This window comes from Sphaerisporangium sp. NPDC049457, from assembly GCF_055586705.1.
The window spans coordinates 160,059-182,232 of record NZ_JBVJHR010000020.1 but is presented as its reverse complement, the minus strand read 5'-3'; the positions used below and the strand labels follow the sequence as shown (position 1 = coordinate 182,232).

The 22,174-nt window shown below is 71.3% G+C and carries 19 protein-coding genes; 15 read left to right on the top strand and 4 right to left on the bottom strand.

The window, feature by feature from the left end; translation table 11 throughout:
• Positions 1–20: 20 nt before the first annotated feature.
• A complete protein-coding gene (locus ACZ6QO_RS29050) occupies positions 21–668 on the top strand; it encodes a phosphatidylserine decarboxylase (RefSeq protein ID WP_465855123.1) in 648 nt (215 codons plus the stop codon).
• Positions 655–1,494 carry a CDP-diacylglycerol--serine O-phosphatidyltransferase gene (gene pssA / locus ACZ6QO_RS29045; RefSeq protein WP_465855121.1) on the top strand — a complete coding sequence of 280 codons (840 nt, stop codon included), beginning with the start codon at positions 655–657 and terminating at the stop codon, positions 1,492–1,494. Before ACZ6QO_RS29050 ends, pssA begins: the two co-directional genes overlap by 14 nt.
• A gap of 96 nt (positions 1,495–1,590) precedes the next feature.
• On the opposite strand, the gene ACZ6QO_RS29040 is transcribed toward pssA, so the two are convergent.
• Positions 1,591–2,235 carry an MBL fold metallo-hydrolase gene (locus tag ACZ6QO_RS29040; protein ID WP_465855120.1) on the bottom strand — a complete coding sequence of 215 codons (645 nt, stop codon included), beginning with the start codon at positions 2,233–2,235 and terminating at the stop codon, positions 1,591–1,593.
• Positions 2,232–3,038 carry a maleylpyruvate isomerase N-terminal domain-containing protein gene (locus ACZ6QO_RS29035; protein WP_465855118.1) on the bottom strand — a complete coding sequence of 269 codons (807 nt, stop codon included), beginning with the start codon at positions 3,036–3,038 and terminating at the stop codon, positions 2,232–2,234. Before ACZ6QO_RS29035 ends, ACZ6QO_RS29040 begins: the two co-directional genes overlap by 4 nt.
• Before the next feature lie 189 nt (positions 3,039–3,227).
• On the opposite strand from ACZ6QO_RS29035, the gene uvrA reads away from it, so the two are divergent.
• Positions 3,228–6,068: an excinuclease ABC subunit UvrA gene (uvrA, locus tag ACZ6QO_RS29030; RefSeq protein ID WP_465855116.1), complete on the top strand. Its 2,841-nt coding sequence runs from the start codon at positions 3,228–3,230 to the stop codon at positions 6,066–6,068.
• A 467-nt stretch (positions 6,069–6,535) separates the two neighbouring features.
• Positions 6,536–7,015: a Rieske (2Fe-2S) protein gene (locus ACZ6QO_RS29025; RefSeq protein WP_465855114.1), complete on the top strand. Its 480-nt coding sequence runs from the start codon at positions 6,536–6,538 to the stop codon at positions 7,013–7,015.
• A 93-nt stretch (positions 7,016–7,108) separates the two neighbouring features.
• On the opposite strand, the gene ACZ6QO_RS29020 is transcribed toward ACZ6QO_RS29025, so the two are convergent.
• Positions 7,109–7,852, bottom strand: coding sequence for a TetR/AcrR family transcriptional regulator (locus tag ACZ6QO_RS29020; protein WP_465855112.1), 744 nt, complete (start codon positions 7,850–7,852; stop codon positions 7,109–7,111).
• 89 nt (positions 7,853–7,941) lie between these two features.
• Between ACZ6QO_RS29020 and ACZ6QO_RS29015 the strand changes: the two genes are divergently transcribed.
• The 10 genes from ACZ6QO_RS29015 (at position 7,942) to ACZ6QO_RS28970 (ending at position 19,080) form a co-directional block, all read left to right on the top strand.
• On the top strand, positions 7,942–9,588 hold the full coding sequence (locus ACZ6QO_RS29015) for an ABC-F family ATP-binding cassette domain-containing protein (protein ID WP_465855111.1): 1,647 nt from the start codon (positions 7,942–7,944) through the stop codon (positions 9,586–9,588).
• 61 nt (positions 9,589–9,649) lie between these two features.
• The gene (uvrC, locus tag ACZ6QO_RS29010) at positions 9,650–11,542 is read left to right on the top strand and encodes an excinuclease ABC subunit UvrC (RefSeq protein WP_465855178.1); all 1,893 of its coding nucleotides are present in this window, start codon (positions 9,650–9,652) and stop codon (positions 11,540–11,542) included.
• Positions 11,539–12,480 (top strand): RNase adapter RapZ, encoded by a 942-nt coding sequence (gene rapZ / locus ACZ6QO_RS29005; protein ID WP_465855108.1) that lies wholly within the window; start codon positions 11,539–11,541, stop codon positions 12,478–12,480. Before uvrC ends, rapZ begins: the two co-directional genes overlap by 4 nt.
• Positions 12,481–12,821: 341 nt before the next feature.
• A complete protein-coding gene (locus ACZ6QO_RS29000; protein ID WP_465855176.1) occupies positions 12,822–13,739 on the top strand; it encodes a gluconeogenesis factor YvcK family protein in 918 nt (305 codons plus the stop codon).
• A gap of 138 nt (positions 13,740–13,877) precedes the next feature.
• Complete coding sequence (whiA, locus tag ACZ6QO_RS28995) at positions 13,878–14,858, top strand: DNA-binding protein WhiA (RefSeq protein ID WP_465855105.1); 981 nt, start codon at positions 13,878–13,880, stop codon at positions 14,856–14,858.
• 454 nt (positions 14,859–15,312) lie between these two features.
• Positions 15,313–16,317 (top strand): type I glyceraldehyde-3-phosphate dehydrogenase, encoded by a 1,005-nt coding sequence (gene gap / locus ACZ6QO_RS28990; protein WP_465855103.1) that lies wholly within the window; start codon positions 15,313–15,315, stop codon positions 16,315–16,317.
• A complete protein-coding gene (locus tag ACZ6QO_RS28985; protein WP_465855102.1) occupies positions 16,317–17,504 on the top strand; it encodes a phosphoglycerate kinase in 1,188 nt (395 codons plus the stop codon). Before gap ends, ACZ6QO_RS28985 begins: the two co-directional genes overlap by 1 nt.
• A gap of 7 nt (positions 17,505–17,511) precedes the next feature.
• Entirely contained in the window at positions 17,512–18,297 is a 786-nt protein-coding gene (tpiA, locus tag ACZ6QO_RS28980; protein WP_465855100.1) for a triose-phosphate isomerase, read from the top strand.
• Positions 18,298–18,427: 130 nt separating this feature from the next.
• A complete protein-coding gene (secG, locus tag ACZ6QO_RS28975) occupies positions 18,428–18,661 on the top strand; it encodes a preprotein translocase subunit SecG (protein ID WP_465855098.1) in 234 nt (77 codons plus the stop codon).
• Positions 18,662–18,735: 74 nt separating this feature from the next.
• On the top strand, positions 18,736–19,080 hold the full coding sequence (locus ACZ6QO_RS28970) for an RNA polymerase-binding protein RbpA (RefSeq protein ID WP_189163482.1): 345 nt from the start codon (positions 18,736–18,738) through the stop codon (positions 19,078–19,080).
• A 187-nt stretch (positions 19,081–19,267) separates the two neighbouring features.
• Here the strand turns inward: ACZ6QO_RS28970 and ACZ6QO_RS28965 are convergent, their stop codons facing one another.
• The gene (locus ACZ6QO_RS28965) at positions 19,268–20,896 is read right to left on the bottom strand and encodes an amidohydrolase (RefSeq protein WP_465855097.1); all 1,629 of its coding nucleotides are present in this window, start codon (positions 20,894–20,896) and stop codon (positions 19,268–19,270) included.
• A 213-nt stretch (positions 20,897–21,109) separates the two neighbouring features.
• Between ACZ6QO_RS28965 and ACZ6QO_RS28960 the strand changes: the two genes are divergently transcribed.
• Positions 21,110–22,117, top strand: a complete 1,008-nt coding sequence (locus ACZ6QO_RS28960; RefSeq protein WP_465855095.1) for a GNAT family N-acetyltransferase — start codon at positions 21,110–21,112, stop codon at positions 22,115–22,117.
• Positions 22,118–22,174 lie beyond the last annotated feature (57 nt).

The following is a 22,174-nucleotide window of genomic DNA, read 5'->3' as shown; positions in this document are numbered from 1 at the left end:
AACATCACATAAGGTTCCCCGTGTCCAACGATTCGCCAAGCCACAGTCGCCGCCGCGTGCGGCTGGCACGTGGCGTCTCCCCCTGGCTGGCCCCAACCGCAGCCGCGGCCGCCGCCTCGGTGGCCCTGGCCCGGCGGTCGCGCCCGTGGGTGCTCGCGGCGGCTCCGCTGACCGCCCTCACCGGCGCCATGCTGTGGTTCTTCCGCGACCCCGACCGAGAGCCGGGCGCCGGGCTGGTGCTGAGCCCCGCCGACGGCGTCGTGCAGAGCATCGACCCGTGGCCGGACGGGCGCACCCGCGTGGCGATCTTCATGAGCCCGCTGGACGTCCATGTGAACCGGGCGCCGCTCGACGGCACGGTGACCATGGTCCGCCACGTGGCGGGGGGCTTCCGCCCGGCGTTCAACAAGGACAGCGACCAGAACGAGCGGGTCGTGTGGCACTTCGACACCGAGATCGGCGACCTGGAGCTCGTGCAGATCGCCGGGGCCGTGGCGCGCCGCATCGTGCCGTACGTCGGCACGGGGGCCAAGGTCGCGCGGGGTGAGCGCATCGGGCTCATCCGGTTCGGCTCGCGCGTGGACATCTACCTTCCAGAAGGGATCGCCCCTGCGGTCAGCGTGGGGGAGCGGACGACGGCAGGAGTGACTCGCATTGACCGCGGCTGACGCAGGCTGGTCCATGGAGGGCGTGGACGACGACGAAGAACCCCGGGGACCGGTCGGCAAGGCCTTCCGGCTGTCGGCGGCCGACTCGCTGTCCCTCGGCAACGCGGTGTGCGGCTTCCTCGCGGTGTGCGTGCTGGCGTGGTCGGCGATCACCCAGCTGCAGTCGCAGGGCGAGTTCCAGTCCGACCCGCGCTACTTCGCCACCGCCGTGGTGCTGCTGCTCATCGGCGCCACGTGCGACCTGTTCGACGGCCTGGTCGCGCGGAAGTTCCGCGCCTCGGCCATGGGCGCCGAGCTGGACAACCTCGCCGACGTGATCAGCTTCGGGTTCGCCCCGGCGTTCATGGTGGTGGCCTGGGCCGGCTTCTCGCACAAGCTCCCGCTGTGGCTGGTGCTCTGCGCGGCCGTCTCGGTGCTGGTGGCCGGCGTCGTCCGGCTCGCCCGGTTCGCCTGTGTCAAGACCAAGAGCGGCGACTTCATGGGCCTGCCCATCCCGATGGGCGCCATGACCGTGGTGTCCATCGTGCTGCTGTTCCAGCCTTCGTACGCCACCCTGCTCGGCATCTTCGCGGTGGCCTGGCTCATGGTCAGCCGCATCGAGTACCCAAAGCCCAAGGGCAACCTCGCGGCCGTCGTCCTCGGCTGGATCATGATCAACGTGGCCTGCCTCATCGTCTGGGCGGCCGATCTGTCCGGTGGCGACCTGCTCATCCAGGTCGGCGCCTGCATGCAGATCGCCCTGGTGTCGGCCATCCCGCTGCGCGTGCTCATGTTCAAGCGCGAGCAGCGCAAGGAGCGCAAGGACACCGAGTCCGCGGTCCGGTAGCCGCCCCTGGGCGGCCCGCGTGAACGTGCGGACGGCCCGGCCCCTCGACACCGAGGGGCCGGGCCGTTTCGCGTGCGGAGCCGTTCGGCGGCGGGGTCACCAGCCGCGGGCGCGCCACTCGGGCAGGGACGGGCGCTCGGCGCCGAGGGTGGTGTCCTTGCCGTGGCCGGGGTAGACCCACGTCTCGTCGGGCAGCCGGTCGAAGACGCGCTGCACCACATCGGTGTAGAGCTGCTCGAACCGGGCCGGGTCGCGCTCGGTGTTGCCGACCCCGCCGGGGAACAGCGAGTCGCCGGTGAACAGGTGGCCGTCCTGGAACAGCAGCGCGATGGAGCCGGGGGTGTGACCGCGCAGGTGGATCACATCGAGGGTGACCACGCCGACGGTGACCTTGTCGCCGTGCTCCACCGGCCGGGTCACCGGCACCGGCAGATACGGGGCGTCCAGCGGGTGGGCGACGGTCTCGGCCCCGGTGGCCTTGGCCACCTCGGCCAGCGCCAGCCAGTGGTCCTGGTGGCGATGCGTGGTGACGATCTTGCTGATGGGCAGCTCGCCGATCAACTCCAGGAGCCTGCCCGGCTCGGCGGCGGCGTCGACGAGCACGCCGTCGCCGGTCTCGCGGCAGCGCAGCAGGTAGGCGTTGTTGCCGAAGTCGCCCACCTCGATCTTGCTGATCGTCAGGTCGGGCAACTCCCGTACATCGGCGGGGCCGCCGGCGGTCACATCACCGGTGTAGCTCATGGATACTCCTCAGGTGGCGTCGCCGGCAGGCCGGGAGGTGCCGTCGTCGGCCACCGCGGCGCCGCCGGAGGCTTTCCCGCCAGCCTAAGCCCCTCGGGCGCAGGTTGATCGCCACCCTGCGGCGGTGCGGGCGGGCGCGCCACCACCGCCGGTTCGCCGGGAGCCAGGCGGCCGGTCACCCAGGCGAGGACGGCCGCCGGCGGGCCCTGCACCGTGGGGCCCTCGCCCAGATCGGCCCAGCGCCGGCCGCCCGCGTGGACGGCCCCGACCGGGCTCTGGCCGCGGGGCCAGGTGGCCATGGCGTCGTGCAGCTCGCGCCACACGAAGGCCTCGGGCCAGCCCGCCCAGGTCTGGCCGGCGTCGAGGTCGACGTGGTGGATCTCGACCTCCCTGATCCTGCGCACGAGGATGTACCAGGCAGGGTGCTCGCCGCCGTTCAGGCCGCCCACGGTTGCGGCCCAGGCCTCCTCGGGCATCGACGCGATGGCGGCCTCCAGGCGCGCGGCGCTCTCGGCGATGTCCGCGTGCTGCTCATCGGCGGGCCTCGCGGCTCCTTGGGCTATCTGGGTCTCTCTGGCCTCGTGCGTTGGGTACTGTGGTGTGTACACACCCGTCTTGGCCCACGTCACGAGGTTGACGTGGCTGTCGGCATTGCGCGCGATGTGGGTCAGCACGTGGCCGCGCGTCCAGCCCGCGAGCAGGGAGGGAGCCGTGACGTCCGTGCCGGACAACGCGGCCGTGGTGGCGAGCAGACGGTTCGTGGCCGAAGTAAGTTCGGCCCGGAGGGCGCCCATAACGGTCATGCGACACATCATTTCTCCTAACTCCTCCGCCGGCGCGACGTTCCGCGACCGCCCGACGCCCGGTGCTCCGAACGTCCCTCGCCGGAGCGCGGGAAAACTGTCGGACCCCGTCGTTACAGTGGCGGCGACTAGTCAAAGGTGGCCTTCCGCGGCCGCCGTGGATCGCAACCCCAACATGAGAGATCTGCTGTGGCCGACCGCTTGATCGTTCGTGGCGCGCGCGAACACAACCTCAAAGACGTCTCGCTCGACCTGCCGCGAGACGCCCTTATCGTCTTCACCGGGCTGTCCGGCTCGGGCAAGTCCAGCCTGGCCTTCGACACCATCTTCGCCGAGGGCCAGCGGCGGTACGTCGAGTCGCTCTCGGCGTACGCCCGGCAGTTCCTCGGGCAGATGGACAAGCCCGACGTCGACTTCATCGAGGGCTTGTCGCCGGCCGTCTCGATCGACCAGAAGTCCACCTCCCGCAACCCCCGGTCCACGGTCGGCACCATCACCGAGGTCTACGACTACCTGCGCCTGCTGTGGGCCCGCATCGGCAAGCCCCACTGCCCCGTCTGCGGCCGCCCCATCGCTCGGCAGACCCCGCAGCAGATCGTCGACCGCGTGCTCGAGCTTGAGGAGGGCACGCGCTTCCAGGTCATGGCCCCGGTCATCCGCGGGCGCAAGGGCGAGTACGCCGAGCTGTTCCGCGAGCTGCAGACCAAGGGCTTCGCGCGGGCGCGGGTCGACGGCACGATCGTCCGGCTGGAAGAGCCGCCAATCCTGAAGAAGTACGAGAAGCACGACATCGAGGTCGTCGTCGACCGTCTTTCCGTGAAGGACGGCGCGCGCCGCCGCCTCACCGACTCGGTGGAGACCGCGCTGCAGCTGTCCGGCGGCACGATCACCCTCGACTTCGTCGACCTCCCCGAAGGCGACCCCGGGCGCGAGCGGTTCTACTCCGAGCACCTCTACTGCCCCTACGACGACCTGTCGTTCGAGGAGCTCGAGCCCCGGTCGTTCTCGTTCAACTCGCCGTTCGGCGCCTGCCCCGACTGCACCGGCCTCGGCACGCGCATGGAGGTCGACCCCGACCTGGTGGTGCCCGACCCCGAGAAGTCCCTCGGCGACGGCGCGCTGTCCCCGTGGGCCGGCGGCCACACCAGCGACTACTTCATCCGCCTGGTCGAGGCCCTCGGCCACGCCATGGGCTTCGACCTTGACACCGCCTGGGAGCGGCTGCCCAAGCAGGCGCAGAAGGCCCTGCTGCGCGGTCACGACGAGCAGGTCCACGTCCGCTACAGCAACCGCTACGGCAGACAGCGCTCCTACTACACCACCTTCGAGGGCGTGATCCCCTGGGTGCAGCGGCGGCACGCCGAGGCCGAGAGCGACGCCTCGCGCGAGCGCTACGAGGGCTTCATGCGCGAGATCCCCTGCCCCACGTGCAAGGGGGCGCGCCTCAAGCCCGTCTCGCTCGCGGTGACGGTCAGCGACCGCTCCATCGCCCAGGTGTCGTCCATGTCCATCGGCGAGTGCGCCAAGTTCCTCGGCGGGCTCACCCTGTCCGAGCGCGACATGCACATCGCCGAGCGGGTCGTCAAAGAGATCAACGCGCGGCTGGGCTTCCTGCTCGACGTGGGCCTCGACTACCTCACCCTCGACCGCGCGGCCGGCACCCTCGCCGGCGGCGAGGCCCAGCGCATCCGCCTGGCCACCCAGATCGGTTCCGGCCTGGTCGGCGTGCTCTACGTCCTGGACGAGCCGTCGATCGGCCTGCACCAGCGCGACAACCAGCGCCTGCTCGACACGCTGATCCGCCTGCGCGACATGGGCAACACGCTCATCGTCGTCGAGCACGACGAGGACACCATCGCCGCGGCCGACTGGGTCGTCGACATCGGGCCCGGCGCGGGCGAGCACGGCGGCCAGGTCGTCGTGTCCGGCACCGTGCAAGACCTGCTCGCCAGCGAGCACTCCCTCACCGGCGCCTATCTTTCCGGCCGCAGGAGCATCGACGTGCCCGCCGCCCGGCGCAAGCGCGACTCCAAGCGCAAGCTGGTGGTCAAGGGCGCCCGCGAGCACAACCTCAAGGGCGTCGACGTCGAGTTCCCGCTCGGCGTGTTCACCGCGGTGACCGGCGTCTCGGGGTCGGGCAAGTCCACCCTGGTCAACGACATCCTGTACAACGCCCTGGCCAAGGAGCTCAACGGCGCCAAGACCGTGCCGGGCAGGCACTCGCGGGTCACCGGCACCGACCAGGTCGACAAGGTCGTGCACGTCGACCAGAGCCCTATCGGCCGCACCCCCCGGTCCAACCCGGCCACCTACACCGGGGTGTTCGACCACGTCCGCAAGCTGTTCGCCCAGACCACCGAGGCGAAGATCCGCGGTTACCAGCCGGGCCGGTTCAGCTTCAACGTCAAGGGCGGGCGTTGCGAGGCGTGCTCCGGCGACGGCACCATCAAGATCGAGATGAACTTCCTGCCGGACGTCTACGTCCCGTGCGAGGTCTGCCACGGCGCCCGCTACAACCGCGAGACCCTTGAGGTGCACTACAAGGGCAAGACGATCTCCGAGGTCCTCGACATGCCGATCGAGGAGGCCCTGGAGTTCTTCGACGCCATCCCCCCGATCAAGCGCCACCTCAAGACGCTCAACGACGTCGGCCTGGGGTACGTCCGTCTCGGCCAGCCCGCCACCACGCTGTCCGGCGGCGAGGCCCAGCGGGTGAAGCTCGCCTCCGAGCTGCAGCGCCGCTCCACCGGCCGCACGGTCTACGTGCTGGACGAGCCGACCACCGGTCTGCACTTCGAGGACATCCGCAAGCTGCTCGGTGTCCTCGGCCGCCTGGTGGACGGCGGGAACACCGTCATCGTGATCGAGCACAACCTCGACGTCATCAAGACCGCCGACTGGCTCATCGACATGGGTCCCGAGGGCGGCTCCCGGGGCGGCGTGGTGCTGGCCACCGGCACCCCCGAGCAGGTCGCGCGCATCGAAGACAGCCACACCGGCCGCTTCCTCAGCAAGGTCCTGGGCGGCTGAGCCGTCCCGGCGACGGCTCACCGAAGGCCACCCGCGCCCGCACAGTGCTGCGGGTGGCCCGGCGCTGCCCGGTGCCGGGCGAAAAGCCGCAGCTCAGGACGCTCCGGCCGCCGGGAGCAGGGCGTTCGCGACAGGCCAGAGGGCCGTTCACCGGCTGGGACGTCCGCTGTGCGGCGTGCCGGAGGGCGAGGGCCGTTCACCGGCCGGGACGTCCGCCGCGGGACGTGCCGGAGGGCGAGCGCCGTTCACCGGCCGGACGCGTCCGCCGTGCGGCGCGGGCCGGGGGGCGATCGTGGCCGGTCGCGATGGTCGTTCGCTCGGCGGGGAGATCTAGGGCGAGCGGTGGGGTGGAGCTGACCTGGCTCTTATGCGTAATTGTTCATACTTCCTGAGTTACGTGTGCCCCATGCTGAACCAAGTCGAGGCGCAAGCCGTAGCAGAGATGACGAAACATGAGGAAGGCGAATATGACCGAGACGGATACGACACGGCGTGCGGTGATGCTCGGCGCGAGTGGCGCGGGGCTGGCCGTCGTGCTGACCGCTTGCGGGGGATATGGGACGTCGGCCTCGACCGACAGCGGAGACTCCTCGTCGTCGGACCCGGCGCCGGCGTCCTCGTCGGGCGATGCCGGGGCCGGCTCCGGCTCTGGCGGCGGTGGCGACGCCCTGGCCAAGACGAGTGACATCCCCAAGGGCGGTGGCAAGATCTTCAAGGATGAGAAGATCGTCATCACCCAGCCGAGCGACGGTGAGTTCAAGGCGTTCAGCGCCATCTGCACCCACCAGGGATGCCCGGTCGGCTCGGTGTCCGGTGGAACGATCAACTGTCCCTGCCACGGCAGCAAGTTCAAGATCGCCGATGGGTCCGTGGCCGACGGCCCGGCGAGCCGGCCGCTTGAGGAGAAGCAGATCAAGGTCGACGGCGACTCCATCACGCTGGCCTGACACCACCGCGAGACAACCGCGAGCGGGCGGGGGTGGAGGGAGCACCTCCACCCCCGCCCGCGGCGTATGCGCCGGACGCCCGCGCGGGGCGGATCACGCGTGGGCGGATCCGCGACCGATCTGGGCGGCTATGCCGTCGAGGAGGTACTCCAGGCCGAGGGTGAACGCCTCGTCCCAGTCTTCGCCGACCAGGTGGCCGTGCGCCGCGAGCGTGGGATAGCGCTCGCGCTCGGCCCGCAGTCGCTCGTCGGCGGCCCGCCGCGCCTCGGCCTCGTCGCGTGACCGCCAGGCGGCCTGCATCATGGCCGAGCCGATGACGTAGTTGGCCAGCCCGTAAGCGGCCGCGGTCAGATGAGGGTCGCGCAGCCCCGCGCCGACCAGCGCCGCGTGCAGGAACTCCGTGCGCGCCAGGACGTTCGGTCCCATGAGGGGGCGGCCGAGCACGGTGGCCGACCAGGGGTGTCTCAGCAGCGCCGCGCGCCATTCGCCGGCCAGCGCGCGGGCGTCCGCCCGCCAGTCGCCCGAATGCTCCGCCGGCAGTGCGACCTCTGCGAACACGGCGTCGAGGGCGAGGTCGAGCACGTCATCCTTGGTGTCGACGTGCCAGTACAGCGTGGTGGAGCCGGTGCCGAGGCGCTCGGCCAGACGGCGCATGGTCAGTCGGGCCTCGCCCTCTTCGTCCAGCAACGCCACGGCCTCCGCGACGATGCGGTCGCGGGTCAGCGGCGGCGCCTGGCGGGGCGCCCGCGGCGGCCGCAGCCACACCTCTCCGGCGCCTCCGCCGCTCCGTGAGGACTTCCGGCCCGATCCCGCCCCACCCGCCGCGCTCGATTCCATGTCCTCGATCCTAGTATGGTGGACGAGCACCGGATCGTTGGTCCAGTACTCGACCCATGATCCGGTCGAGCGAGGTGAAGGAGGCGCCGATGGGCCACATCGAGGTGAGCGAGCTGACCTACGCCCTGCCGGACGGGCGGCTCCTGCTCGACAAGGTGTCGTTCCGCGTCGGCGATGGCGTCAAGGCCGCCCTCGTGGGCCCGAACGGCGCCGGAAAGACGACCTTGCTCCGCCTGATCGCCGGGGACGTCGCGCCGGCCGGCGGGCGCGTGGCCCGCTCGGGCGGCCTTGGCGTGATGCGGCAGTTCATCGGCGGGGTGCGCGACGGCCGCACCGTGCACGACCTGCTGCTGTCGGTGGCGCCGCAGCGCGTGCGTGCGGCGGCCGCCGCCGTCGGGCGCGCCGCGTCCGTCCTGGAGCGCGCGGACGAGGAGCCGGCTCAACTCGCCTACGCCCAGGCGCTGGCCGACTTCGCCGACGCCGGCGGCTATGAGGCGGAGGTCGTGTGGGACACCTGCGCGACCGCGGCCCTCGGCCTGTCCTACGACCAGGTCAGGGACCGGCCGGTGAACACCCTGTCAGGCGGCGAGCAGAAGCGGCTGGTCCTGGAGGCCCTGCTGCGCGGGCCCGACGAGGTCCTGCTGCTGGACGAGCCGGACAACTATCTGGACGTGCCCGGCAAGCAGTGGCTGGAGGAGCGCCTGCGCGCCGCGGCCAAGACCGTCCTGCTGGTCTCACATGACCGGCAGCTCCTGGCGAACACCGCCGATCGCATCCTCACCGTGGAGGGGCGGGGGGTGTGGGTCCACGGCGGCGGCTTCGCCTCCTACGCCCAAGCCCGGCTCGACCGGATCGAGCGCCTGGGCGAGCTGAAGCGCCGGTGGGAGGAGGAGCACACCCGCCTCAGGCATCTAACGCACACCCTGCGCCAGACCGCGGCGAACAACGACGCGGTGGCCTCGGCCTATCGCGCCGCCCGCACGCGGCTGCTGAGGTTCGAAGAGGCCGGCCCGCCGGAGCGGGCGCCGCGACGGCAGAACGTTCGGATGCGGCTGCGCGGCGGACGCACCGGCAAGCGCGCCGTCGTCTGTGAGTCCCTGGAGTTGATCGGCCTGGTGCGGCCGTTCGACCTGGAGGTCTGGCACGGTGAGCGGGTCGCGGTCCTCGGGTCGAACGGGTCCGGCAAATCCAGCTTCCTCCGGGTGCTCGCCGGGGCCGGATCCGGCGGGTCGGACCTTGGACCCGGCGGATCCCTGCCGGGGTCCGGCATGCGGCACGGCGGGGCCGTCCGGCTCGGAGCCCGGGTCGTTCCCGGTCACTTCGTGCAGACGCACGCCCGCCCCGACCTGCACGGGCGCGCCGCGGCCGACCTGGTGACCGCCGGCCACGGGCTGACGCTGAACGAGGCCATGGCGGCGCTGGCCCGCTACGAGCTCGCGTCCGCGGCCCGCCGGCCGTTCGAGACGTTGTCGGGCGGGCAGCAGGCCCGCCTGCAGATCCTGCTCCTGGAACTGTCGGGAGCCACCCTGCTGCTTCTGGACGAGCCCACCGACAATCTCGACCTGGCCAGTGCCGAGGCGCTGCAGCAGGGGCTCGCCGCCTTCGAGGGCACGGTGCTCGCCGTCACCCATGACCGCTGGTTCGCCGCTGACTTCGACCGTTTCCTGATCTTCGGCGCGGACGGTCGCGTGCGCGAGGCTCCCGAGCCGGTCTGGGGTCCGCGCGAAGTCGGATAGCCCTGTTCTGTCGGCGGGTCCGGATAGGCTTTCGGGTGTGGTGAGACCCGCGAACAGCCCCCTGAGCTTCCGTCCCGAGCCGGGGTCGATCCCTGAGTCACCAGGGGTGTACCGCTTCAGGGACGCCCACGGCCGGGTCATCTACGTGGGCAAGGCCAAGAGCCTGCGGCAGCGGCTCAACTCCTACTTCGCCGACTTCGCCGGGCTCCACCCGCGCACCCAGACCATGCTCACCACGGCCGCGGGCGTCGACTGGACCGTCGTCGGCACCGAGGTCGAGGCGCTCCAGCTCGAATACTCCTGGATCAAAGAGTTCGACCCGCGGTTCAACGTCAAATACCGCGACGACAAGTCCTATCCCTTCCTCGCCGTGACCATGGGCGAGGACTTCCCCCGCGTGCAGGTGCTGCGCGGCGCCAAGCGCAAGGGCACCCGCTACTTCGGGCCCTACTCCCACGCCTGGGCCATCAGAGAGACCGTCGACCTGCTGCTGCGCGTGTTCCCGGTGCGCACCTGCTCGGCGGGGGTGTTCAAACGGGCCGGGCAGATCGGCCGGCCGTGCCTGCTGGGCTACATCGACAAGTGCTCGGCCCCCTGCGTCGGCAAGGTCACCCCCGAGCAGCATCGCCAGCTGGCCGAGGATTTCTGCGACTTCATGGCGGGCAACACCGGCCGGTTCATCAAGCGGCTCGAACGGGCCATGCGCGAGGCCGCCGCCGCCGAAGAGTACGAGAGGGCCGCCCGCCTCCGCGACGACGTCCAGGCCCTGCAACGCGCCCTCGAGAAGCAGGCCGTGGTGCTCGGCGAGGGCATCGACTGCGACGTGATCGCCTTGTGTGAAGACCCGCTGGAAGCCGCGGTCCAGGTGTTCTACGTCCGCGGGGGCCGCATCCGCGGCCAGCGGGGCTGGGTCGTCGACAAGGTCGAAGAGTCCTCGACGGGCGAGCTGGTCGAGCACTTCCTGCTCCAGATGTACGGCGAGGCCGCGTCCGAGGCGGTGCCGCGCGAGGTGCTGGTGGCGGCCCTGCCGCCGGAGGTCGACGCGGTGGCCGAGCTGCTCACCGAACAGCGCGGCGCCAGGGTCGAGGTGCGCGTGCCCCAGCGCGGCGACAAGAAGGCCCTCATGGAGACCGTCGAGCGCAACGCCAAAGAATCGCTGGCCCAGCACAAGCTGCGCCGGGCCAGCGACCTCACCACGCGCAGCCGGGCCCTGCAAGAGATCGCCGACGCGCTCGACCTCGACCAGGCCCCCCTGCGCATCGAGTGCTACGACGTCTCCCACCTGCAGGGCGACGACGTCGTCGCCTCGATGGTCGTGTTCGAGGACGGCCTGGTGCGAAAGAGCGAATACCGCCGGTTCGCCATCCGCGGCACGGCGGGGCAGGGCGACGTCGCCTCCATCTACGAGGTGATCCACCGCCGCTTCAAGCGTCATGTGGAAGAGCGAGCCGAGACCGGCGAGCTCGATCCCGAGCCCATCGACCCCGAGACCGGCAAGCCGCGCAGGTTCGCCTATCCGCCCAACCTGGTGGTGGTCGACGGCGGCCCCGCCCAGGTGGCGGCGGCCCAGCGGGCGCTGGACGAGCTCGGCGTCGACGACGTGTCGGTGAGCGGGCTGGCCAAGCGGCTGGAGGAGGTCTGGCTTCCCGGCGACGATCAGCCGGTGATCCTTCCCAGAACGAGCGAGGGTCTTTATCTCCTCCAGAGGGTGCGTGACGAGGCACACCGCTTCGCCATCACCTACCATCGATCGAAACGTTCGAAGTCCGTCAAAGAAAGCGTTCTTGACGATATCCGGGGCCTCGGTGCGGCGCGGAAGCAGGCTCTGCTGCAGCGCTTCGGGTCCGTCAAGCGGTTGCGGGGGGCGACCGTCGACGAGATCCGCGAGGTCCCCGGCATCGGGCTTTCGACCGCCGAGGCGATCGTTGCGGCGCTGAAGGGGGAGAGCACATGACCGATCAGACCGGCGGCGGCGAGCGCGATTTCTCGCGGCCGCCGCCACGTGACGCGCCGGGCAGGAAGGGCGCGGTGAGCGACACCGCGTTCGTCATCGTCACCGGCATGTCCGGAGCCGGGCGCAGCACGGCGGCCAAGGCCCTGGAGGATCTCGGCTGGTTCGTGATCGACAACCTGCCGCCGGGCATGCTCTTCGCCATGGCCGAGGAGGCCGGGCGGGTCAAGCTCGACACCGACAAGGTCGCCGCCGTCGTCGACGTGCGCAGCCTGGCGTTCACCACCGACCTGAACACCGCCATCGAAGAGCTCGAGGCGCGCGGCGTCGGGGTTCGCGTGGTGTTCCTGGAGGCCAGCGACGAAGAGCTCGTCCGCCGGTTCGAGAACGTCCGCCGCCCGCACCCGCTGCAGGGCGAGGGGCGGCTGGTCGACGGCATCGCCCGCGAGCGGGGCATCCTGCGCGAGGTGCGGGCCAACGCCGACCTGGTCATCGACACCTCCTCGCACAACGTGCACGAGCTGCGCGGCAAGATCGTCTCGTTCTTCGGCGGCGACGACCGTCCCGGCCTGCGCGTCAACGTCGTCTCCTTCGGGTTCAAGTACGGCCTGCCGGTGGACGCCGACCTGGTCGTCGACTGCAGGTTCCTGCCCAACCCGCACTGGGTGCCCGAGCTCCGCCCGATGAGCGGCCTGGACGCCCCCGTGCGCGAGTACGTCCTCAGCCAGCCGGGCGCCAAGGAGTTCCTCGACGGCTACGAGGAGGTCCTCGGCGTCGTGGCCGCCGGCTACGTCCGCGAGGGCAAGGGGTACGTCACCCTGGCGGTCGGCTGCACCGGCGGCAAGCACCGCAGCGTGGCCATGTCCGAGCAGATCGGCGCCCGGCTGCGCGATCGCGGCATGGAGGTTCAGGTCAGCCACCGGGATGTGGGCCGCGAGTGAGCATGCAAGACGGGGAACCCACGGGCGGCTCCCGCGCCGTGACCCCGGCGGGTCGTCCCGCGGCCCGCGACACCGAAGAAGGCGATGACGCCGGCCCGGCCGTAGCGTCCGCGGCACGGCCAGGGGCCGCGACCGCGGCGCATCAGGCAGCGTTCGGGGCGGATGTGGCGCACGAGGCGGCGTTCGATCCGGACGTGGCGGGCGGCACGGGGTTCGAGACGGACACGGCGGGTGAGGCGGCGTTCGAGGCGGACGCTGTGGACGAGGCGGGGTTCGAGGTGGACGCCGCGCTGATCGAGCGGGCGAGCGCCCGGCGCGAGCGGCGCGGGGTGCCCCTGCGGGTGGTGGCACTGGGCGGCGGGCACGGCCTGCACGCGTCCCTGTCGGCCTTGCGCAGAGTGACCGGCGACCTGACGGCCGTGGTGACCGTGGCCGACGACGGCGGCTCCAGCGGCCGTCTCAGGCGTGAGCTGGGCGTTCTGCCGCCCGGCGACCTGCGCATGGCTCTCGCGGCCCTGTGCGGCGACGACGACTGGGGCCATACGTGGAGCAAGGTCGTCCAGCACCGCTTCCGCAGCGAAGGCGAATTACACGGTCACGCCGTCGGAAACCTGCTGATCGTGGCATTGTGGGAACTGCTCGACGACCCCGTCGCGGGGCTCGACTGGGTGGGCCGGCTGCTCGGCGCGCATGGGCGGGTGCTGCCGATGGCGTCGGTGCCGCTCGACATCGAGGCCGAGGTCGAGCTGGACGGCATGGTGACGGTGGTCCGCGGACAGGTGGCCTGCGCGCTCACCCCTGGCAACGTCCAGGCGATCTCCCTGGTGCCGGCCGACCCTCCGGCCTGCCCGGAGGCCGTGGAGGCGGTGGAGGAGGCTGACTGGGTGGTGTTCGGTCCGGGGTCGTGGTTTACCAGCGTGCTGCCGCACCTGAAGGTGCCCCGGCTGGCGGCCGCCCTGCACGACACCGGCGCCCGGCGGCTGGTCACCCTCAACCTCGCCCCTCAGCCGGGGGAGACCGACGGCTTCTCCGCCGAGAAGCATCTGCACGTGCTGCGCGAGCACGCCCCCGGCCTCAGGGTCGACGTGGTGCTCGCCGACCACCGGGTGGTGGACGAGCGCGACGAGCTCGAGAAGGCCGCGGACGCGCTCGGCGGGCGCCTGGTGCTCGCCGACGTGGCCGCCGCCGACGGCTCACCGAGGCATGATGCACGACGACTTGCCTCGGTCCTGGACGAGATTTTCCGTGAGAAGCGTTGATCCTGGTCAGCGCGCCCACGGGGTGCGAGAGACTTGCCGGGGGCCGATGGAGGCGCGCCGGGCGCGGGTGACGTCCGCGTGGCGCGACGAGGCTGCTTCGACCGTGAGAGGCGTCTGTATGGGGGAGGACACAGGCACATGGCGATGACGGGTGTGGTGAAGGACGAGCTGAGCCGGCTCTCGGTGCTGAAGCCTTGCTGCCGCAAGGCCGAGGTGTCGACGCTGCTGCGGTTCGCCAGCGGGCTGCACCTTGTGGGCGGCCGCATCGTGATCGAGGCGGAGCTGGACACCAACGTCACCGCCCGGCGCCTGATCAGGGACATCGGCGAGGTGTTCGGGCACAAGGCCGAGGTGCTGGTCCTGGCGCCCGCGGGCCTGCGCAAGGGGTCGAGGTACGTGGTGCGGGTCTACCGCGACGGCGAGGCGCTCGCCCGCCAGACCGGTCTGATCGACAACCACGGGCGCCCGGTGCGGGGCCTGCCGCGCCAGGTGGTCTCCGGCGCCACCTGCGACGCCGAGGCGGCCTGGCGGGGCGCGTTCCTCGCCCACGGCTCGCTGACCGAGCCGGGACGTTCGATGTCCCTGGAGGTCACCTGCCCCGGCCCGGAGGCGGCGCTGGCCCTGGTGGGCTCCGCCAGGCGGCTCAAGATCCACGCCAAGGCGCGCGAGGTGCGCGGGGTCGACCGCGTCGTCGTCAGGGACGGCGACGCGATCAGCGCCCTGCTGACCCGGCTCGGCGCCCACGACAGCGTGCTGGCGTGGGAGGAGCGCCGCATGCGCCGCGAGGTGCGCGCCACCGCCCACCGCCTGGCCAACTTCGACGACGCCAACCTGCGCCGGTCGGCGCGGGCGGCGGTGGCCGCCGGGGCCAGGGTCCAGCGGGCGCTGGAGATCCTGGGCGACGAGGCACCCGAGCACCTGGTCATCGCCGGGCGCCTGCGCGTCGAGCACAAGCAGGCGTCGCTGGAGGAACTCGGCCAGATCGCCGACCCGCCGCTGACCAAGGACGCCATCGCCGGCCGCATCCGGCGGCTGCTCGCCATGGCAGACAAACGCGCCTCCGACCTCGGCATCGCCAGCACCGACGCCAACCTCACCGCCGAGATGCTCGCCCCCTGACCCGCCGCCGCCAAGGCACATCCGCCCGGCGCCGTACCAGAGCGCCGAAACCGCCGCCCCCCACCCCACCGCCCCGGCGCCCGCACATCGCACCACACCGCAGTTGTTGTCTGTGGGGCGGGCCGCGAGTGGGTCAGGCGGTCTGATCAGGGTGGGGGCTTTCGGGGGTGAGGTGGGGCGTGGGGCGGCTTGGGCGGGCCGTGGTGGGGGGCGGTGGATGGGCGTGAGAGTCTTCTCGACGGGTCACGTGGCCGTACGGCCTCCGGTGGGAAGGGGGCACGCGGCACCGTGGAGTGGCCGTGAGCTGCGGGGATTCCCGAGGCCCGCAACGGCGGCCGCGAAGGGGAGAGCCACGTGGTCTACACCAATTGTGACCCGGTAGGGTTGTCTGAGGTTTCAGCCCGCCACGACGCCGGCACGAGCCGGCGCACGACGTTCGAGGAGATCTGGTTCCGTGAGCATCCGCGTAGGCATCAACGGCTTCGGCCGTATTGGCCGCAACTTCTGGCGAGCCGTGGCGGCCGGCGGGAAGGACATCGAGATTGTCGCCGTCAACGACCTGACCGACAACGCCACCCTCGCCCACCTGCTCAAGTACGACAGCATTCTGGGCCGGCTGCCGTACGAGGTGAAGAGCACGGCCGACGAGATCATCGTCGACGGCAAGTCCATCAAGGTCTTCGCCGAGCGCGACCCCGCCAAGCTGCCCTGGGGCGACCTGGGCGTGGACGTCGTCGTCGAGTCCACCGGCCTGTTCACCGACGCCGCCAAGGCCAAGGTGCACGCCGACAACGGCGCCAAGAAGGTCATCATCTCCGCCCCGGCCAAGGGCGAGGACATCACCATCGTCATGGGCGTCAACCATGACAAGTACGACCCGGCGGCGCACACGATCATCTCGAACGCCTCCTGCACCACCAACTGCCTGGCCCCCATGGCGAAGGTCATCAACGACACCTTCGGCATCGAGAAGGGCCTGATGACCACGATCCACGCCTACACCCAGGACCAGAACCTCCAGGACGGCCCGCACAAGGACCTGCGCCGCGCCCGCGCCGCCGCCCTGAACATCGTGCCGACCTCCACCGGCGCCGCCAAGGCCATCGGCCTGGTCCTGCCCGAGCTGAAGGGCAAGCTCGACGGCTTCGCCCTGCGCGTGCCGATCCCCACCGGCTCGGCCACCGACCTGACCGTCGAGCTCAAGCGCGAGGCCAGCGTCGAAGAGATCAACGCCGCCCTCAAGGCCGCCGCCGAGGGCCCGCTGCGCGGCATCCTCAGCTACACCGAGGACGACATCGTCTCCGCCGACATCGTCACCGACCCCTCCTCCTGCATCTTCGACTCCGGTCTGACCAAGGTCATCGGCAACCAGGCCAAGGTCGTCGGCTGGTACGACAACGAGTGGGGCTACTCCAACCGCCTCGGCGACCTCATCGAGCTGGTTGGTTCGCAGTTCTGATGCAGACCATCGATTCCCTCGACGTGAAGGGCCGGCGCGTGCTCGTGCGCGCCGACCTGAACGTCCCCCTCGACGGGGACGTGATCACCGACGACGGGCGCATCCGCGCCTCGGTGCCCACCATCGCCGCGCTCGCCGAGCGCGGCGCGCGGGTCGTCGTCTGCGCTCACCTCGGCCGTCCCAAGGGCAAGGTGGCGCCGCAGTTCTCGCTGGCCCCGGTGGCCGCGCGGCTCGGTGAGCTGCTCGGCCGCCCGGTGGCCTTCGCCTCCGACGTCGTCGGCGACTCCGCGCGCGCCGCCGTCGAGGGGCTGGCCGACGGCGAGGTCGCCCTGCTGGAGAACCTCCGGTTCGAGCCGGGCGAGGAGTCCAAGGACGACGAGCTGCGCGGCGCCTTCGCCGACCGGCTCGCCGAGCTCGCCGAGCTGTACGTCGGCGACGGGTTCGGCGCGGTGCACCGCAAGCACGCGAGCGTGTACGACGTGCCCAAGCGCCTCCCGCACGCCGCCGGCGGCCTGGTCGTGGCCGAGGTCGAGGTGCTCAAGAAGCTCACCGAGGAGCCCGCCCGGCCCTACGTCGTCGTGCTCGGCGGCGCCAAGGTCTCCGACAAGCTCGGCGTGATCGCCAACCTGCTCGGCAAGGTGGACCGCCTGGTCATCGGCGGCGGCATGGCCTACACCTTTCTCAAGGCCCAGGGCCACGAGGTCGGCAACTCCCTGCTGCAGGAAGACCAGCTCGACCAGGTCCGCGGCTTCATCGCCGAGGCCGACAAGCGCGGCGTCGAGCTCGTGCTGCCGGTCGACATCCTGGCCGCGACGACCTTCGCCGAGGACGCGCCGCACGAGGTGGTCGAGGCCACCGCGATCCCGGCCGACCGCGAGGGCCTGGACATCGGCCCGGAGACCCGCGAGCTGTTCGCCGGCAAGCTGGCCGACGCCGCGACCGTCTTCTGGAACGGCCCGATGGGCGTGTTCGAGTTCGAGGCGTTCTCCGGCGGCACCCGTGCCGTCGCCGAGGCGCTGATCGCCTCGGGCGCCTTCACCGTGGTCGGCGGCGGCGACTCCGCGGCCGCCGTGCGCAAGCTCGGCCTGCCCGAGGACGGCTTCTCCCACATCTCGACCGGCGGAGGGGCGAGCCTCGAGTACCTCGAGGGCAAGACCCTGCCCGGACTCGCCGCCCTGGAGGACTGAGCGCCCCATGAGCACAGCCCGCAAGCCGCTCTTCGCCGGCAACTGGAAGATGAACCTCAACCACCTTGAGGCCATCGCGCTGGTCCAGAAGCTGGCGTTCACGCTGACCGACAAGGACCACGACCGCGCCGAGGTGGCGGTGCTGCCGCCGTTCACCGACCTGCGTAGTGTGCAGACCCTGGTGGACGGCGACAAGCTCCGCATCGTGTACGGTGCCCAGGACCTGTCGGCGCACGACGCCGGCGCCTACACCGGTGAGATCTCCGGCCCCATGCTCGCCAAGCTCGGCTGCACCTACGTGCTGGCCGGCCACTCCGAGCGGCGGCAGTACCACGGCGAGGACGACCAGCTCGTCAACGCCAAGGTGCAGGCGGCCTACCGGCACTCCATCACGCCGATCCTGTGCGTGGGCGAGGGCCTGCCGATCCGCCAGGCGGGCGGTCACGTCGCCTACACCGTGTCGCAGCTCGACGCGGCGCTGAACGGAGTGAAGCACGACCAGGCCAAGTCGATCGTCGTCGCCTACGAGCCCGTCTGGGCGATCGGCACCGGCGAGGTCGCCACGCCCGACGACGCGCAGGAGGTGTGCGGCGCCATCCGCGTGCGACTCGCCGAGCTGTACGACCAGGAGGTGGCCGCGGCCGTCCGTATCCTTTACGGTGGGTCGGTCAAGGGTGGCAACATCGCCGGCATCATGGCTCAGCCCGACATCGACGGTGCTCTGGTCGGCGGCGCGTCGCTCGACCCGGTCGACTTCGTTAAGATTAGTCGTTTCGGCGAAATGTCGGGCTAGGTGAGCTGTTCGGGAGGTACAAGTTGACTTTACGACGTACCCTCGAGGAGACACTTCGAATCGTCACCCCGGCGGTCGCCGGGCAGGTCAGGTCGCGCTTCGGCGCGCATAACAGGGAAACAGGTCAACGGTGATTATCGGCATCTCCATCGCCCTCATCCTGTCGAGCGCACTCATGGTGCTGCTCGTGTTGCTCCACAAGGGCAAGGGTGGCGGCCTTTCGGATCTCTTCGGCGGCGGCTTCACATCGTCCTTCGGTGGGTCCTCGGTGGTGGAGCGGAACCTCGACCGGCTCACGGTCATCACCGGCTCGATCTGGTTCGTCTGCATCATCGCGCTGGGGCTTCTGCTCCGGCCGGCGTAGGCCCTCTTCCCCAAGGCCTGACAGAGATTCTTTTCCCCGCCGCGCGGCGGGGCGATCAAGCGAGGAGTTCATCCGTGGGTAGTGGCAACGCCATCCGTGGTAGCCGTGTCGGCGCCGGTCCGATGGGGGAGGCCGAGCGTGGCGAGGCGGCCCCTCGAGTCCGGGTCTCGTTCTGGTGCGCCAACATGCACGAGACGCGTCCGAGCTTCGCGAGCGACGCGGCCGTCCCGGAGTACTGGGACTGCCCCCGGTGCGGTCTTCCCGCCGGTCAGGACGAGTCGGCCCCGCCCGCGCCGCCGCGCAACGAGCCGTACAAGACCCACCTGGCGTACGTGAAAGAGCGGCGCAGCGACACCGACGGCGCGGCGATCCTCGCCGAGGCCCTCGAGCGGCTCCGCAACAACCGTTCGCCCTGGTAGGCCCACGGCCACAGCTCCGCACGCAGTGCAGAAGGCCCCCGCGGTCGGTCCCGCGGGGGCCTTTCCCGCCCTGCCGCGGGTCGGCGGCTGCGGTGCTCGTACGCGCCGGTCGGCGCCGGATTTCGTACCGCCGGTCGCTTCCAGTGTCCGTTACACGCCGGTCGGTTTCCGGTGTTCGTAGTGCCGGTCAGCTCCGGCGTTCGTACACGAGGTCCCCGGCGGCGAACGTCATCGCCACCTGGGTGGTCCAGATCTCCCCGGCGGGAAGCGCGTACGGGTCGCGGTCGAGCACGACCAGGTCGGCGCGGTTGCCGGCGGCGATGACGCCGGCCTCGTCGTCGTGGTTGATCCACGCCGACCCGGCGGTGTAGGCGGTCATGACCGTGGCGAGGTCCAGGCTCTGGTGCGGCAGGAACGGCGTCTGCGCCGTCGGATAGCCGGCGTGCACCGAGCCGCCCGGCTCGGTGCGGTTGACCGCGACGTGCATGCCCTGCAGCGGGTCGGCCGAGGAGACCGGCCAGTCGCTGCCCGCGCACAGTCGGGCCCCGGTGCGCACCAGGTCGGCGAACGGGTACTGCCAGGAGGCGCGCGGCTCGCCCAGGTAGGGGATGCACAGCTCGTCCATCTGCAGGTGGTGGGTGGCCCACAGCGGCTGCAGGTTGGCGGCGACGCCGAGCCGGGCGAAGCGCGGCACGTCCGACGGTTCGACGATCTGCAGGTGGGCGATGTGGTGCCGGTTGCGCGGCGAGGTGCCCTCCAGCGCGTCCAGCGACTCGCGCACGGCCCGCTCGCCGATGGCGTGGAAGTGCACCTGGAAGCCGCGCCGGTCGAGCTCGGCGACGTGGCCTTTCAGCAGTTCGGGGTCCACGTACGACAGGCCGCGCTGGTCGGGGCCGCAGTTGCAGTAGGGCTCGATGACGGCGGCGGTGAAGTTCTCGGCGATGCCGTCCTGCATGATCTTCACCGAGCCGGCGGAGAACAGGCCGTCGCCTGCCTGTGCCCGGCGCTCGGCCATCTCGTCGATCTGCTCGGCGCCGCGCGCCCTGTCCCACCAGAGCGCGCCGACCACCCGCGCCCGCAGGCGCCCGGACGCGGCCGCGGACAGGTAGGCGGGGAAGTTGTCGTCGGAGCCGGCGTAGGAGCCGACGATGGCGTCCTGCCAGCCGGTGATGCCCAGCGAGAACAGGTGGGACTGGGCGTCCATCAGCGCGTCTTCGAGGTCGGCGGGGCTCGGCCGGGGCGTGAGCAGGCCGACCAGATCCATGGCTCCCTCGTGCAGGACGCCGCTCGGCGTGCCGTCCGGGTCGCGCTCGATGCGGCCGTCGGCGGGATCGGGGGTGTCGGCGCCCACCCCGGCGAGCTCCAGGGCCCTGGTGTTCACCCAGGCCGCGTGGTGGTCGCGCTGGATGAGGTAAACGGGGCGGTCGACGAAGTCGAGCTGCGTGCGGTGGGGGAGCCCGCCGGGGAAGGCGGCCATGTCCCAGCCTCCGCCGTCGACCCACGCCTTGTCCGGATGCTCCCCGGCGTACCGGGCGATCTTCTCGACGTACGCCGCCAGGCCGAAGACCTCCGACAGGTCGCACTTGGCGCGTTCGAGCCCCGCCTGGATCGGGTGGATGTGGGCGTCGGTGAACGCGGGCGTCAGCAGCCGCCCGTGCAGGTCGACGGTCTGGTGGCGGGGGTGTGCCAGGGCGGCGACATCGGCCTCGGCGCCCACGGCCGCGATGCGCCCGTCGCGCACGAGCACCGCCTCTGAGCGGGGCGGACGGGCGGAGCCGGTGAACACGCGGCCGCCTCGGAAGAGCAGATCGGTCATCGGGCACGATGCTATATCCGTCGCGGTCGCGCGGCACACCAAGGGAAACCGGCCGCCATAGGTGGCATGTCCTGCGAAATCTTCATTAGGGCAGCAGTCGATTAATGGAAACCGCGGGCTCACGTCCATGTAGCAGTTTCGTAACAGCTCGGCGGCATGCTGCTGTTCGGACGACAGGGGGTTTTGATGGGATTTCTACGGATCCGTACCACGGTGGACGAGCGACCGGGCCGGCTCGCCTCCCTCGCCGCCGCGCTGGCGGCCAAGGGCGGCAACATCCTCGGGCTGAGCGTCCAGTCCGACACCGACGGCACCGTGGACGAGTTCGTCGCCGACATCCCCGCCTCGGCGGAGACCGTGCGCGAAGCCCTGGAGGCGGCCGGCGGCCGGCGCGTCCAGGTCGTCCCCGCCACCGCCCACGAGCTGACCGACGAGCCCACCCGCGTCCTGTTGCTGGCCGCGCGCCTGCGGGCCATGCCGTGGCGGCTGCCGGAGGTGCTGTGCGACCTGCTGCGCGCCGACGACGCGCGCTGGGTGTACGGCGTGGAACTCTCCTCCGACCTGCCCGACCCCACCCTGCTGACCGTTCCGGTGGCGTCGCGCCGCGCCATCCGGCTGCGCCGGACGGGGCTGCCGTTCACGCTGACCGAGGCCGCCCGGGCGGCGGCGCTCGTACGGCTCGCGCAGCCGCCGGCGGAGGCGCCGTCGGGGGAGCGGCCGGTGCTGCTGAGCGACGGCGTCGAGGTGCAGGTGCGCCCGTTGACCCTGCTCTACCGCGAGGCTGTCCGCGACCTGCACGACCGCTGCTCTCCGGACTCGCGCAGGTTCCGGTACTTCACCTCCATGCCGGCCCTGCCGCCGCGCATGTTCGACCGGCTCTGCGACCGCGACCGCGGGCACTCGCTCGTCGCCGGATACGACGGCCAGGTCGTGGCGCTCGCCAACCTGATCTTCACTCCCGATCCGGGCATCGCCGAGATGGCGATCCTGGTCGAGGACCGCTGGCAGGGACGCGGGCTCGGCGGCGCGCTGGCGCGGATGCTGCTACAGGAGGCGCGCGACCTGGGCTTCGCCGAGGTGAAGGCGAGCCTGCTGTCGGACAACGCGCGCATGCGCCGCCTGCTGATCTCCCTCGGCGCCGCGCTGGCCTACACCGACGACCCCGGCGTACTGGAGGCCAGGCTCGCCACCGGGGCGATGGCGCCCACGCCGCGCGGCTGAGCGCCGGCCGGCCGTCCTGCTCCGGGAACGCTCGGGGATCGCGGATCATGACGGCCG